The sequence below is a fragment of the Collinsella sp. An2 genome (assembly GCF_002160065.1).
Classification (GTDB): Bacteria; Actinomycetota; Coriobacteriia; order Coriobacteriales; family Coriobacteriaceae; genus Limicola.
Genome location: NZ_NFJW01000019.1, coordinates 1 through 15,145 on the forward strand (window position 1 = coordinate 1; position 15,145 = coordinate 15,145).

Consider the following 15,145-nt stretch of genomic DNA (forward strand, 5'->3'; position numbering starts at 1 on the left):
TACGTGCGGTACGGCGGCACCGCAGGCGACGATTACAAAGCCATTGTTCCCGCCCAGCCCGCGACCCGGTATGCCGCGGGGAGGCTTTCCCTCAATGGCTTTCTCATATCGTCTCATATCTCGAATACTATGTTCTACTTTCGTATTGGATAGGCTGCGCCTCGCCCCGCATGTGCGGGCGGGTCCAAGGGCAGCTCTCGGCACCAGTAACGGTGGATTACTCGGAGCTCATCAGAAACTCGTTTCGTTTTTATGCAGTTGTTTTTAAAATTCCCGAGTAGACCTCACCTTCAAGCCTCTGAATCCTGGGGCTTTGCCGGCGAGATGGACCGTCTACTCGTGGATTCCCGAACTAACTGCATAAAAACGAAACGAGCTTCTCACGATGGCGAAAATTGGGGAAGCGGTGCGCGATAAGACGCGCTTTTAATCTACAGCCCGTGATCGCGAGCGACCAAACGCTGTCCGCGCCTGCCGCTATGCCGCGCCCACGCCCCTCTACCCTAAAGACCTGCAACATGAAGCAGGCGGCCCCGAAGGACCGCCTGAAACAAATTCGATATGTGTCCGTTCCTAGGACTCGATGTAGTCCTTGAGCTTGCTGGAACGACTCGGGTGACGCAGCTTAGCAAGCGTCTTGCTCTCGATCTGGCGAATGCGCTCGCGGGTGACGCCAAACTCGCGTCCAACCTCCTCGAGCGTGCGCGGATGGCCATCCACCAAGCCAAAACGGAGCTCAATGACCTTGCGCTCACGGTCGGCCAGCGAATCGAGTACCTGACCAAGCTGCTCCTGCAGCATGGAGAAGCTCGCCGCATCGGGCGGAACGACCGCCTGGGAGTCCTCGATGAAGTCGCCGAGCTGCGAATCCTCTTCCTCGCCAATCGGCGTCTCGAGGGAAACAGGCTCCTGGCTGATCTTCTGAATCTCGCGCACGCGGTCGGCGCTCATGTCCATCTCGGCACCGATCTCCTCCGGAGTCGGGTCGCGGCCCAGGTCCTGCAGAAGCTGACGCTGCACGCGCACGAGCTTGTTGATGGTCTCGACCATGTGCACCGGAATGCGGATGGTACGGGCCTGGTCGGCAATGGCGCGCGTGATGGCCTGGCGAATCCACCACGTGGCATACGTGGAGAACTTGAAGCCCTTCTCGTAGTCGAACTTCTCGACCGCGCGGATAAGGCCCAGGTTGCCCTCCTGGATGAGGTCCAAGAACAGCATGCCGCGGCCCACATAGCGCTTGGCGATGGAGACGACGAGTCGCAGGTTTGCGCTGATGAGCGCCTGCTTGGCCTCGAGGCCCACCTGCTCGACGCGGTTGAGACGACGCATCTCGGCGCGTGTGAGGGTGATTTCCCCACGGTCGGCGGCTTCGAGCTTCTCGGTCGCGTCCTGGCCGGCCTCAATCTTCATGGCGAGGTCAACCTCGTCGGCGGCGGTCAGTAGGTCGACCTTGCCGATCTCTTTGAGGTACATACGAACCGGGTCGCCGGTCAGCATGACCGTCGAGGCATCGATGCCGCGCACGCGCGAACGGGAGCGTGCGGTGCGAACACGGGACTTCTTCTTCGTCTTTGCCGAGGCCATCTCCGCATCAGCGTTCTTGGCAAGCTTGATGTCGTGGTCCTCGGAGCTCTCGTCATCAAGATCGTCGTCCAGACCGTCGTCGAGGCTGTCGCTATCGACATCAAGACCAGCGTCATCGGAATCGCCCGCAGAGACAATCTCGACGCCATGGTCGCGGAACGCACGGTACACGGAGTTCAGCTGTGCATCGGAGACGTCGACGTCTTTGAGCGCAACCTGGATATCGTCTTCGCTGACGGATCCGGTCTTTGACCCTTTTTCCAGAAGCTTCTCCAAATAGGAGTAGAGCTCGGCTTCGGCGTTCCCACTCTTTTTAGGCACAGGCTCTCCCTTCCTTACTCACAGGGTTCAACACTTTATCACACCTTGTATACCCACGTGAGAATATCAACAAGCATTTTTTCATATTCAAGACACGCCCGACACGTTGTGTGGCAGCACTCACTGCGAAGACCCCTCCTCGGCATCCAGCAGCCTGAACGGGTCGGCGACACCTTCGACCGCGTGCTCGAGCTCATGCACACGGGCTGCATCCTGAGTGGCCTGAATCGTGAGCGCGCGCCGGTCCTCGCTCGACAGCGACCGGTCCTGGCGCAGGCGTGCCTGGGCGGCGCGTAGGCGACGACGAACCGTATAGAGCTCGAGCGTATCCAGCAAAAAGCCAATGTTCACCTCGGTAGGATGGCTGCTTGTAACCGCGATGGTCCCCGCCGAGACAAGCTGAGCGGCCTCGGGGCAGACGGCGCGGGCGGCATCCATGACCTGCGCAGGTGCGGTCCCCTCGGGCGTGGCAAGGACCGCCCAGGCGATCGCCTCATGCCGTGGGTCGACCCAGTCGATCTGTGTGATGCGTTCGGCGAAGGGCCGAAAGACATCCGGATAGCTCGTGAGCAGCGACAACAATTCGCGCTCGCCGGCAAGCGAACGGCGTTCGAGGTCGGTGAGGACGGGCATCGCAGCGGGGCTCCCCGATGCGGCCGAACCCTGCGAAGGCGCATCCTCGTAGGCCTCCGCCGGAACATACTCATAGGGCACGTCGCCCTCTGCATCGGCCTGGGCCGGCCGCGCCGAGCCCGACGTCATGCCATCGCGCCATGCCGGCGCCGTCTGCCTGCCGCCATCGCCTTTCTGGGCGGCTGCACGCGAACGCTCGCGGCGCGCGGCAACCTCCTCCTCATGCTGCACGTCACGAAACACCCGGCCCGCGGCAGAGCGCACCGTCTCGAGGTCAAGGCCCAGACGGTCTGCGATCTGCATATAGTACGAGTCGACCATATAGCTTTGGCGCAGCGGGTAGATGAGACGGCAGGCGTCCTGCAGTGCCTTGGTGCGCCCGCCCGGCGTCGAGATGTCGCTGCGCTCCTCGAGCTTGCGAAAGACGAAGTCCATAAGGGGCTCGGCCGCATCGATGCGCTCACGCAAGGCGTCTCCCCCATGGGCCGAGATGAACTCCATAGGATCCTGGCCGTCCGGCAACACGACGCAGCAAAGGTCCATCGAATCGCGCTCGATGAACTGGATGGCACGTTCGGCCGCCTTCTGCCCGGCGGCGTCACCGTCGAAGAGGTAGACGATGCGCTTGGCAAACCGGGTGAGCGTCTTTACATGATGCTCGGTAAGAGCGGTCCCCAGCGTCGCCACGACGTTGCCGATCCCCGCCTCATAGCACGCGATCGCGTCGGTATAGCCCTCGACCACGATGGCCTCGGCCTGCGCGACGATATGCTCTTTTGCCCAGTTAAACCCATAGAGGTTGCGCTTCTTGTGAAAGAGCGCGGTCTCGGCCGTGTTGAGGTATTTCGGCTCGCCCTGCCCCATAATGCGCCCGCCGAAGGCGATGCAGCGACCCTGCTCATCGAAGATGGGGAAGATCACGCGGTCAAAGAAGCGGTCCGACAGGTTGCCGCCATCGCGACGATAGGCAACGTTCGCATCGACCATCTCCCGCGCTGTGAAGCCCTTCGACCCAAGATGGGCCACAAGCGCTCCCCTTCCCGGGGCGAAACCCAGCTGGTACTTCCGACAGACGTCTCCACCCATCCCGCGCGACGCAAAATAGGCGCGCGGCCGGTCATCCTTACCCCGCATGAGCAGAGTGTGATAGAACGAGGCCGTCTCCTCGCAGACGTCGATGAGACGCGAGCGCTTCGTGCCGCGCGGACGCCCGTCCAAACGGTCGTGTATCTCGATGCCGGCACGGTCGGCCAGATAGTGAATCGCCTCGGGAAAGGTGAGATTCTCGCGCTTCATGACATACGAGAAGCAGTCTCCGCCCTCGCCGCATCCAAAGCAATGCCACACCTGCGTCGACGGGATGATGTGAAACGAGGGCGTCTTCTCCCCATGGAACGGGCAACAACCCCAGAACTCCTGGCCGCGCGGCTGCAACGGCACCGTCTCCTGAACCAGCTGGACCAGGTCGGTCGCCGCACGCACCCGCTCCCTGTCCTCGTCGGAGATCATGCTATGGATACACCTCGCTCTCCAAAGGAGTCCTTGACGGTCTGGATGTTGCCCAACACGGTCGAGATAAGCTCGTCGACCGAGGGGAAGGTTCGCGAAGGACGCAGGAACGCATCGAACGCGAGGGCGATCTTGCGCCCATAGAGGTCACCCGAAAAGCCGATGAGGTTCGCTTCGAGCGACGCGGCGTTGGGCTTGTCCTGGAACATGGGCGGCAGGCCCACGTTGATAGCCGCCGGCCACACGACGCCGTCGACGAGGGCAAGGCCGCTGTAGACACCGTCGGCAGGAACCTGTCGGCCCGCATCCACGCGGATGTCTGCCGTGGGAAAGCCCATGCTCGTCCCCTGGCCGCGCCCCGTGTGGACATGCCCCGAAACCATAAAACGCCGACCGAGCTCCCGGCTCACGCTGGGAAGGTCCGCGGCGTCGAGATACCCGCGGATGCTCGTGGCAGATACCGGCGTTCCGTCGTCGGTCACCAGCTCGTGGCCCGCGACCGCGATACCCATGTCGGCGCACCATGCAGCGATGATCGGCACCGTCGAGGCGCCATGCGCACCCAGGCGAAAATCGCTGCCTACATGCACGGCCCGAACATCGCAGACGGGAAGCAGCACCTCGTTGAAGAAACGGGCATGGTCGAGCGCGGCAAGCTCGCGGGTAAACGGAACCACAAGCACCCCGTCGACGCCCGACGCCGCAAGGGCACGTATGCGGTCTTCGGTACCCATGAGGGCGCGGGCAGGATGGGATGAGACGACCTGGTCGGGATCGGGGTCGAACGTTACAGCATAGGCGGCGATGCCTCGGGAGCGCGCGTCCTCGACCGTATGGCGAAGAAGCTCGCGGTGCCCCACATGAAGTCCGTCGAAGACGCCGATGGCGATGGCGGCGTCGCCCAGCCGGACATCGTCGGTGCCCAGACGATAGACGGGCGCGCAGGCAGGAGCGAGCAGAAAATCGCGTCGAAGCTCCTCAAGCGACGGCATCATAGACGAACACCCCCAATCCCCGTTGGAAAGACCTCTTTCATAGCGATGGCTCGGCCGTCGAACTCCGCGATCGCACGCAGCTCGCTTCCCGCGACCAAGCACATCCGGGACCCCGGCTGCAACAGGTCGGGTCGCTCGCGCACAAGCGCAGGCGAAAGCTTGCGGCCGCAGAGCACGTCGGAAAGCAGCTCGTCGCCGATCGTCACGGAAGGAAGGCCCAACACGCGCACCGGATCGAGTGCACGCTCAGAGACGTTCTGGGGCGTCGCGTCATCAAGAGCAAGGCAGTCGCCCAGGGCAACGCAGCCGGAAGCGGTGCGACGCAGCGCCGAAAGGTGTGCCGCACATCCCAATGAGCGTCCCAGGTCGCGCGCGAGCGCACGGATATAGGTGCCCTTGCTCACCGTGAAGGCCACCGTCCACACGCACTGCCCGCCGTCAGAGACCACGTCGATGAGCACAGCAGACATGACTTCGACCTCGCGGGCGGGTAGCTCGACGTCCTCCCCCGCCCGTGCGCGGCGATACGAACGGACTCCGTTGACCGAAATGGCCGAAAAAGCAGGCGGGACCTGCATCTGAGGGCCAACGAGCGCCGCGACCTCGCGTACGGCCTCGTCGCGATCGAAGAGGCGTTCAGGAATCGGGGCGCTACGAACAACCTCGCCCTCGGCATCGTCGGTGTTGGTCTCCGAGCCGAAGGCGATGTCGGCGATATAGGATTTAGAATCGAGCGTGATGGAACCAAGGAGGCGCGTCGCCTGGCCGACCCCGATCACCATGACGCCCGACGCAAGCGGGTCCAAGGTGCCGGCGTGGCCGATGCGGCGCTCCCCCAGCGCCCGGCGCAGACGCGCCACGACGTCGTGTGAGGTGCAGCCGACCGGCTTGTCGACACCAAGAAGCAGATTGATCTCCGAAGGGGAACGTCGTGCCATGGGCCGCCCCGATCAGAGCTGCGCACGGACGCCCGAGGGGTCCGCACCGACCAGCGTCACGAGCATAGGAAGAATGGCGTTGAGCGTCTCTTCGATGGTGCCGCGATAGGTGAACCCCGCCGCGGCCGCGTGTCCGCCGCCGTTGAACTGAGCGGCGATCTCGGACACGTCCAGATCGCACTTGGAGCGCAGGTTGCCACGAACCGCGGTACCGTCGACCGATTCCTTCAGGAACAGGCACACCTCGACGCCCATGACGGAGCGGACCACGTCCACCAGGCCGTCACACTCGTCGGGCGTGACGCCGCAGCGTGTGAGGTCCTCGGCGCGAGCATAGCTGTATGCCACGCGACCGTCGGCAGCCGTCTTGATGCGTCCCATCACGATGCTCTCAAGACGCAGATACTCTAGGCGCTGGCTCTGGTAGACCTCGAGGGCGATACGCGCGGGCTCGGCGCCGCAGGCCACGAGATGCGACGCGACACAGAACGCCTCGGGATCGGCGTTTTGGTATTGGAACCGTCCCGTATCGGTCACGACGCCGCACAACAGGCATGTAGCCACCTCGGAGGTGATATCGATACCAACCTGCGTCAGGAACTCGTCGATGAGCACGGCGCAGGCGCAGCTGTCCTGGCGGCGCACCGCGACGTCTGCGAACTCGCTGCGCGCGGGATGATGGTCGAACGCGACCGTGTGGCGCGCGCGACGTGCGACCTCGGCAGCATCTTCCAGGCGCTCGAGCACCGGGCAATCGACCGAGATGAACAGGTCGGGGTCCTCGGTATAGCGCACGGCGGGAATATACTCGTCCGAGCCGGCGAGAAACCGGTAGATGCGCGGGACGCAAGCATCGTCTGCAAGCAAAAACGAGATGTTCTTATCCGGGTAGGCCCGCCGAAGCGCGAGCCCCAGGCCCAGGCCGGAGCCCAGCGCGTCGCCATCCGGAGACGTATGCCCCGAAATAGCGATCGTCTGGGCTCCTTCAATGAGTTCCAGAATCTGATGGCACGTCTCGGCAGACGCCGCAGACCCACCGCAAGAACCGGACCCCTTATGCATCGTGGCTTCCCTCCTGGGCATCTCCCTCCGCCTCATCGGGGCGGATGGGATAGCCTTCGTCATCCTTCTCGACCGAGAGCGTTGCCGGAACGTTCTCGAGCGCGCGGGAGATTCGCTCCGCCTCGTCGGTGGAGCGGTCGATCTTAAAGTCAAGCTCGGGCACGACACGCCAGTTCAACGAGCGCGCCAGCAGGCTGCGAATGCGGCCGCGGGCACTGTTGAGCGCCTCCATGACCTCGTCATAGCGCGCGCCGTCGCACGAGACGAAGACGCGAGCATACGAGCGGTCGATGGAAACCTCCACGCCGGTGAGCGTCACGAGGTCGAGGCGCGGATCGGCGATCTCGAACAGGAGGATATAGCCAAGCTTCTCGCGGAGCTGCTCCCCCAAACGGCGGGTGGCGTTGTTCTGCTTCATGGTCGCCCCTTACTCGGTGCGCGCAACCTCGATGACCTTGTAGGCCTCGAGCTGGTCGCCAACCTTGATGTCCTGGAACTTCTCGATGCCCAGACCGCACTCATAGCCGCTCTTGACGCTCTTGACGTCGTCCTTGAAGCGGCGCATAGAGGCGAAGTTGCCGTCGAAGACCACGACGCCGTCGCGCACGACGCGAACCTTATCGGTGCGCTCGATCTCGCCCTCGGTGACCATGCAGCCGGCGACGAGGCCGACCTTCGGCACGCGGAAGGTCTCGCGGACCTCGGCGATACCGGTCTGGACCTCCTCCTCCGTGGGCTTGAGCATACCGATGCGCGCGGCATCGATGTCCTCGATCGCCTTGTAGATGATCGAGTAGGTCTTGATCTGGACGTTCTCGCGCTCGGCGAGGTCGCGGGCCTTCGCCTGCGGACGCACGCCGAAGCCGACGATGATCGCGTTCGAGGCAGCCGCCAGGATGACGTCCGTCTCGGTGATCGCGCCCACCGCGGAGTGGATGATGTTGATGCGGACCTCGGACTGGTCCATCTTGGCCAGCGCGTCGGCGAGCGCCTCGATGGAGCCCTGAACGTCGGCCTTGACGACGAGGTTGAGCTCCTTGAGCTCGTTCTCGTTCATCTCGTCGAAGAGGGTCTCGAGGGTGACGTGCTTGACCTTGTTCTGCTCCTCGATGCGGGCCTTGAGGGCGCGCTGCTCGGCGAGGTCGCGGGCGTCGCGCTCGTCCTCGAAGACGCGGAACTCGTCGCCGGCGTTGGGCACGGAGTCCAGGCCCAGAATCTCGACGGCGTCCGACGGCGTGGCCTCGGGCTTGTTGTCGCCGTGCTGGTCGAGCATGGCGCGCACGCGGCCGTGGCTCATGCCGGCGACGATGGCGTCGCCCACGTGCAGGGTGCCGCGGTTCACAAGCACCGTCGCGACGGGGCCGCGGCCGCGGTCGAGCTTGGCCTCGATGATGTAGCCGGAGGCGAAGGTGTCGGGGTTCGCCTTGAGCTCGAGCACGTCGGCCTGAAGCAGGATGGTCTCGAGCAGGTCGTCGATGCCGTCGCCCTTCTTGGCGGACACGTTCACGAACATGTTCTGGCCGCCCCACTCCTCGGGGATGACGCCGTACTCGACGAGCTCCTGGCGCACGCGGTCGGGGTTCGCGTCGGGCTTGTCGCACTTGTTGACCGCGACGACGATAGGCACGCCGGCGGCCTTCGAGTGGTTGATGGCCTCGACGGTCTGCGGCATGACGCCGTCATCGGCGGCGACCACGAGCACGACGACGTCGGTGATCTTCGCGCCGCGGGCACGCATGGCGGTGAACGCCTCGTGACCCGGGGTATCGACGAAGGTGATCTGACGACCGTTGATGGTGACCTGGGAGGCGCCGATGTGCTGGGTGATGCCGCCCGCCTCGTGCGAGGCGACGCCGGTGTGACGGATTGCGTCGAGCAGCGACGTCTTGCCGTGGTCGACGTGACCCATGACGGTGACCACGGGCGGACGCGGCTTGAGGTCGGCCGGGTCGTCGTAGAACGTGAAAGAGTTCTCCTCCTCCGGGGAGATGATCTTGATCTTGCGGCCCAGGTCGTCGGCGACAAGCTCGACGAGGTCGTTCGACATGGACTGCGTCATGGTGAGCGGCGTTCCCAGCAGGAACAGGCGCTTGATGATGTCGTTGGCGGGCACGTCGAGAGCCTCGGCGAGCTCGGCCACGGTCACGCCCTCGGAGACGCGCACGGCGTCGAGCTCCTCGGGGTTGATGCCCTTGGCGAGAGCCTCCTCGATCTTGCGCTCCTCGCGCGCTGCCGCGGCCTCGCGCTCACGCTTCTCCTTACGCTTCTTACGACGGCCGGTGGACTCGCGGGACGCCTCCTCGACGGCCATGCGGGCCTCCTCGAGGACGCGCTCGCGGCTGTACTCCTCGGCCTCGCGAGCCATGCGGCTGTAGCGATCTTCCTCGGTGTGCTGCGCAGAGCCCTTGCGGCGCTTGCCCTTGCCGCCCTTGTCGGGCGCCGGGAAGTTCACGCCAGCGGGCACCGACGGGGCGCTCGAGGTGCGGCGCGAACGGGTGGGAGCCTCGGACGAGGCGCCATGCGACGCGCCGTGGCCGGCACCGCCGCGCTGACCGCGACGATCGTTCTTGCGACGCGAGCGCTCGGCGGCCTGAGCGGCCTTCTTGGCCTCCTCGGCCTCCTTCTTCTCCTTCAGCACGACCTCCTGGGTCGCAATCTGGTCAAGGAGCGAACGGAAGCGAGAGCCGGAGTCTGACGCCGGGATGGCGCGACGCTTGGCCTCCATCTCGGCCTCCTTGGCAGCGGCAGCGGCGCGCTCGCGCTCCTGGCGCTGACGCTCGGCCTCGGCGGCACGGGCGGCCTCCTCGGCAGCGAGGGCCGCGGTCGACAGACGACGCTCCTCCTCGCGACGAGCCTCGGCGGCAAGGCGCTCGGCCTCTGCGGCCTCGGCCTTAGCGGCCTCCTCGGCAGCGGCGGCCTCCTCCTCGGCGCGACGCTTGGCCTCGATCTCGGCCGCGCGGGCCTCGACGATGGGCGCGAGCTTCTTGCGCACCATGGACACATAGGCGTCCTCTAGCGCCGACGAGGGGGACTTCGCCGGAATCTTCATCTCCTCGAGATGGCCCAAGAGCTCCTTGGACGTCATCCCAAATTCCTTGGCCAGGCTGGAAACACGAATCCTTGCCATATGCCACAACACCTACCTCTCGGGTCACGCGGTCAGCGTGGGGTGGATCGATCAAAGCGGGTACACGTCGGTGCCGCGGTCGGGCGCGGCTGCCTCCGGGCCCTAGATCAGATCCTCCGCGGACTCGATGGCGTCGGGCTCATGCAGCCCGCAGAAACGGGAACCGGGACGGGCCTGGTTGCGGCAGCGCACGCCGTCCTCGCTCACGTGCTCGCAGCGCTGCGGCTCGTCGTCGGAAATCAGGTCCTCGACGGGCTCCGGGCGCGACGGGATGTTCTTCAGGATGTCGGCAGCAAGCGTCTCGCTCTTGATATCGATGTGCCAGCCGGTGAGACGGGCGGCCAGGCGGGCGTTCTGGCCCTCCTTGCCGATGGCGAGCGAGAGCTGGTCGTCGGGCACGATGACGCCGGCGTAGCTCTTCTCCTCGTCGATGAGCACGCGGCTCACCTTTGCCGGGGACAGGGCGTTGGCCACATAGACGGCCGGGTCCTCGTCCCACAGGATGACGTCCACGCGCTCGCCGCGCAGCTCGCCCACGACGGTGCGCACGCGGCTGCCCTTCGGGCCGACGCAGGCGCCCACCGGATCCAGGCGGTCATCGAGCGAATGCACGGCGACCTTGGAGCGCTGGCCGGGCTCGCGAGCGATGGACTTGATCTCGACGGTGCCCTCGTAGATCTCGGGGACCTCGAGCTCGAAGAGGCGACGGAGCAGCGCCGGATGCGTGCGAGAGATGACGATGGGCGGACGGGAGTGCTCGCCGCGCACGGGCTGCACGGTCGAGTTCGGGTCGCGCACGTCGATGATGACGGCCTTCAGGCGCTGGTTGTGCAGGTAGCGCTCGCCGGCCGGGCGCTCGTTGCGCTCGTTCTCGTAGCGACGCTGATCGAAGTGCGGCAGCTCGGCCTCGACGCCCTCGCGGATCTTCACGATGGTGAAGTCGGGCGTGGACTGGAGCACGGTGCCGGTGATGATGTCGCCGATACGGCTCGAGAACTCCTCGTAGATCTGCTGACGGGCAGAGTTGCGCACGATGGCGTTGATCTCGGCCTTGGCGTGCTGGGCGGCGATGCGGCTCGTGCCCTTGGGGGTCACGTCGCGCTTCGTGTACTCGGTGTACTCGTCGGTCTCCTCGTCGTAGGACTCCTCGACCGGCACGAGCTCGTACACGTAGACCTTGCCGGTGGCGCGGTCGATGGTGACCTCGGCGCCGAAGGGCAGGTGGAGAATGTCGGCATAGCTCTTGGCGAGCGACTGCTCGAGGCGATCGATCAGGTACAGCTGGTCGATGTGCTTCTCCTGGCAGAGCTCCATGAGAGCTTCCATCATCTGTGATGCCATATCAGTTCTTCCCTTCCTTCGAACCCTTGAAGTCATACACCGGCTTCAGGACACATTTCTTGATCTCTTCATAGCGGAACGCCTGCGTCGAGCCGTCTTCCAGCTCGAGCGTGGCGGCATGGTCGTCGGCCTGAACGATGCGCCCGGCGAACTTGCGCCGGCCCTCTGTGGCCGTGGTGGTGAGCTGGCACTCCTGACCGCAGAACCGCTCGAAGTCGCGCGGGCGGCGAAGCGGACGCGCCATGCCGGGCGAGGACACCTCGAGCGTGTAGGACCCCGGCACGGGATCGACGCCCTCGACGATCTCGCTCACCCACGACGTGTGCGCCGTGACCTGGTCGAGCGTGAGACTCGAGCCGTCGGCCGCCTCCAGGCGCACCCGAACGGTCGGGGCCTTCGTCGCGCCGACCACCTCGACGTCGACGATGTCGACGTCGTGCTCGGGGGCACGGGCCTCCAAGGCATCGATAACAAGCTGCTCCACCTTGCTCTTGACCATGCAACACCTCCCCATACAAGAAAGGAAGCGCGGGCACGCCCGCACTCCCTTTACAGTACAACTTCATTTGCTTGAACAGCATAGCACAAGCAGCGGTTTTGTCATCTATCGCTCAACCGCGCCGGTGTTTCGCCCGGATTTCCTCCTCAAAGAATTCACAATTATCACCGCGGGCAATAGGTATATGGCAAACCCTCCGCCTATCTGGCCGGCGAGGCCGCTTAAGGCACGCGAGGTTGACATGAAACGGGGGCAGGATAGACCTAAGGGTCATCCCTCCCCCCAAAGAAAACACCTCAGGTCGGCGAGGGCGACTCAAGTGCGCTAGATTGCCGCGAAAGGGGCACAGGATAGACCTTATGGTCATCCTGTGCCCCTTGAACGGCAAGATTGCGTGCTTGAGTCGCCCGCAGCGCTACTTCACAACCAAGTTAACGAGCTTGCCCGGAACGCAAATAGCCTTAACGACCGTCTTGCCCTCGAGCCACTTCGCGGCGGCCTCCTCGGCAGCGGAGCGCATCTCGTCCTGCGTGGCGTCCGTGGGAACGTCGACGCGGGCGCGCAGCTTGCCCAGCACCTGGACGGCAATCTGAACGGTGTCGGTCGCGGTCTCGGCAAGGTCGTACTCCGGCCACGGGGCGGTGTAAGCGTTGTCCGTGTGATGCAGAGCCTCGTGCCAGAGCTCGTCGGCCCAGAAGGGGCAGATGGGCGCAAGCAGCGAGACGATGTCGGTGGCAACGAGCCAAGAGAGCGCCGGGTCGGCGACAGAGGCGTCGGCGTCGCAGGCGTTCAGGTAGGCGCTGGCCGCGTTCACGAGCTCCATGATCGCCGAAATGGCGGTGTTGAACTGCTGGCGGTCGAAATCCTCCGTGCACTTGGCAATGGTGCGATGACGCTCACGGTAGAGCGTGAGCGCGGCATCGGAAAGCTTCGCCTTCACGAGCTCGGCGTTCGCGTCGCCCGCGAGGGAGAGCTGCCACACGATGCGCCAGGCGCGCTTGATGAAGCGGTTCGCACCGGCCACGGCGTCCTCGTCCCAGTCGAAGTCCTTCTCCGGCGGAGCAATGAAGAGGATTGCCAGACGCATGGTGTCGGCACCATACGGCTCGATGACGCTCGACGGCGGAACAACGTTGCCCTTGGACTTGGACATGGTCTCGCCGTTGGCGTCTTTCACCATGCCCTGGCAGAGCAGGTTGGTGAAGGGCTCGTCGACCGAAAGGAGGCCCAGGTCGCGCAGAGCCTTGGTGAAGAAGCGCGAATACAGGAGGTGCAGGATGGCGTGCTCAATGCCGCCGATGTAGTTGTCGACCGGCATCCAGCGGTCGGCCGCCTCCTTGGAGAACGGCAGCTCGGTGTTGTGCGGATCGCAATAGCGCAGGTAGTACCAGCTGGAGCAGGTGAAGGTGTCCATGGTGTCCGTCTCGCGACGAGCAGGACGGCCGCACACCGGGCAGGTCGTCTCGTAGAACTCCTTGCACTCCGCCAGCGTCTCGCCCGCACCCAGGTCGAGATTGGCCGGAAGCGTAACCGGCAGCTGGTCCTCGGGCACCGGCACGATGCCGCAGTGCTCGCAGTGAACCGCCGGGATGGGGTTGCCCCAATAACGCTGACGGGAGATGAGCCAGTCACGCAGGCGGAACTCGACCTTGCGGCGACCGGTGCCCGCCTCCTCCAGGTCGGCGACGATGGCCGCCTCGCCCTCGGAGTGCTTGCCACCGCGCATGCCGGTGTACTTGCCGGACTGCACGAGGGTGCCCTCTGCGACGTGTGCGCAATCCCAGTCGACGCTCTCGGCGTGATAGGTGTCGATGGACTCGCCGGCCTCCTCAAGGGCGGCAAGCTCGTCGTCCATGAGGATGATGGGCACGATGGGCAGGTCGTACTTGCGAGCGAACTCGAAGTCGCGCTGGTCGCCGCACGGCACGGCCATGACGGCGCCGGTGCCGTAGTCCGAGACGATGTAATCGGCCACCCACACGGGCACCTTCTGACCCGAGACCGGGTTCACCACATAACGACCCGTGAAGGCACCGTGCTTCTCGAGCGTGCCCTGGGCGCGCTCGACCGCAGAGACCTTCTCGGCGCCTGCGACGACGCGGCGCACCGGCCCCTCGTACTCGGTGCCCTCGACCAGGTCCATAAGGCCCTTGTACTCGGGTGCCAGCAGGAAGAACGTACAACCGAACAGCGTGTCGGCACGCGTGGTGAAGACGGTGATCTTCTCGTCGGTGGGGTTGCCGTCGGCGTCGCACAGGGTGAAGTCGACCTCGGCGCCCTCGGAGCGGCCGATCCAGTTGGCCTGCATCTGCTTGACGCGCTCGGGCCAGCCGGGCAGCTTCTCAAGGTCGTCCAGGAGCTCCTGGGCGTAGTCGGTGATCTTGAAGTACCACTGCTCGAGGTCGCGCTTCTCGGGCTCGGAGCCGCAGCGCCAGCACTTGCCCTCGGTCACCTGCTCGTTAGCGAGCACCGTGCGGCAGCTCGGGCACCAGTTGACGGGGCTCTTCTTGCGGTAGACAAGGCCCTTCTCCCAAAGCTTCTCGAAGATCCACTGGCCCCACTTGTAGTAGTCGGGGTCGCAGGTCTTCACAAGGCGATCCATATCGTAGGAGAAGCCCATGCGGCGCATGGTGGCCAGGGCTTGGTCCATGTTCTTGTAGGTCCACTCACCCGCTTGGGTGTTGTGCTTGATAGCGGCGTTCTCGGCCGGCAGGCCAAAGGCGTCGAATCCAATGGGATGCAGCACGTCGTATCCGCGCATGCGCGCCTGGCGAGCCATGGCGTCGCCGATGGTGTAGTTTCGGGCATGGCCCATGTGAAGGTCGCCCGACGGATACGGGAACATCTCCAGGACGTATTTCTTGGGCTTGGTGGAGTCCTCTTCGACAGAGAAGAGGTTCTCCTCGTCCCACGCGCGCATCCATTTGTTCTCGATGGCCTGTGCGTCGTAGGCAGGAATCTCGTGCTGATGACTATCGCAGTCGCACATAGCTGCTCCTTTTCCTATTCGGTCCCGCCCGTCGCGCCGCGTTTGCGCCGCAAGGAAACGAGCCGGTCAAGCTCTAACGTGCATGATTCTAGCAAAAGCGTCCCCATGTGGCGGCGGCAGAGGGCTCCACAACCGGTCGGACAT

General features: G+C 64.6%; 10 protein-coding genes. All 10 read right to left on the reverse strand.

What is annotated here, in order from left to right; all coding sequences use genetic code 11:
* Positions 1 to 573: 573 nt before the first annotated feature.
* The 10 genes from rpoD to leuS all read right to left on the reverse strand — a co-directional run bounded on the left by rpoD (position 574) and on the right by leuS (position 15,001).
* Positions 574 to 1,908: an RNA polymerase sigma factor RpoD gene (gene rpoD, locus B5F33_RS09485; RefSeq protein ID WP_087411575.1), complete on the reverse strand. Its 1,335-nt coding sequence runs from the start codon at positions 1,906 to 1,908 to the stop codon at positions 574 to 576.
* A gap of 120 nt (positions 1,909 to 2,028) precedes the next feature.
* Positions 2,029 to 4,050, reverse strand: coding sequence for a DNA primase (dnaG, locus tag B5F33_RS09490; protein ID WP_087411576.1), 2,022 nt, complete (start codon positions 4,048 to 4,050; stop codon positions 2,029 to 2,031).
* A complete protein-coding gene (locus tag B5F33_RS09495) occupies positions 4,047 to 5,045 on the reverse strand; it encodes a riboflavin kinase (protein ID WP_087411577.1) in 999 nt (332 codons plus the stop codon). The genes dnaG and B5F33_RS09495 overlap by 4 nt, the downstream gene beginning before the upstream one ends.
* Complete coding sequence (gene truB, locus B5F33_RS09500; RefSeq protein WP_087411578.1) at positions 5,042 to 5,983, reverse strand: tRNA pseudouridine(55) synthase TruB; 942 nt, start codon at positions 5,981 to 5,983, stop codon at positions 5,042 to 5,044. Before truB ends, B5F33_RS09495 begins: the two co-directional genes overlap by 4 nt.
* A 12-nt stretch (positions 5,984 to 5,995) precedes the next feature.
* The gene (locus B5F33_RS09505) at positions 5,996 to 7,045 is read right to left on the reverse strand and encodes a DHH family phosphoesterase (RefSeq protein WP_239285033.1); all 1,050 of its coding nucleotides are present in this window, start codon (positions 7,043 to 7,045) and stop codon (positions 5,996 to 5,998) included.
* Complete coding sequence (gene rbfA / locus B5F33_RS09510; RefSeq protein ID WP_087411580.1) at positions 7,038 to 7,463, reverse strand: 30S ribosome-binding factor RbfA; 426 nt, start codon at positions 7,461 to 7,463, stop codon at positions 7,038 to 7,040. Before rbfA ends, B5F33_RS09505 begins: the two co-directional genes overlap by 8 nt.
* Before the next feature lie 9 nt (positions 7,464 to 7,472).
* A complete protein-coding gene (infB, locus tag B5F33_RS09515; RefSeq protein ID WP_087411581.1) occupies positions 7,473 to 10,172 on the reverse strand; it encodes a translation initiation factor IF-2 in 2,700 nt (899 codons plus the stop codon).
* A 102-nt stretch (positions 10,173 to 10,274) separates the two neighbouring features.
* Positions 10,275 to 11,513, reverse strand: coding sequence for a transcription termination factor NusA (nusA, locus tag B5F33_RS09520; protein WP_087411582.1), 1,239 nt, complete (start codon positions 11,511 to 11,513; stop codon positions 10,275 to 10,277).
* Between the two features lies 1 nt (position 11,514).
* A complete protein-coding gene (locus B5F33_RS09525) occupies positions 11,515 to 12,012 on the reverse strand; it encodes a ribosome maturation factor (RefSeq protein ID WP_087411583.1) in 498 nt (165 codons plus the stop codon).
* 415 nt (positions 12,013 to 12,427) lie between these two features.
* The gene (gene leuS / locus B5F33_RS09530) at positions 12,428 to 15,001 is read right to left on the reverse strand and encodes a leucine--tRNA ligase (RefSeq protein WP_087411584.1); all 2,574 of its coding nucleotides are present in this window, start codon (positions 14,999 to 15,001) and stop codon (positions 12,428 to 12,430) included.
* Positions 15,002 to 15,145 lie beyond the last annotated feature (144 nt).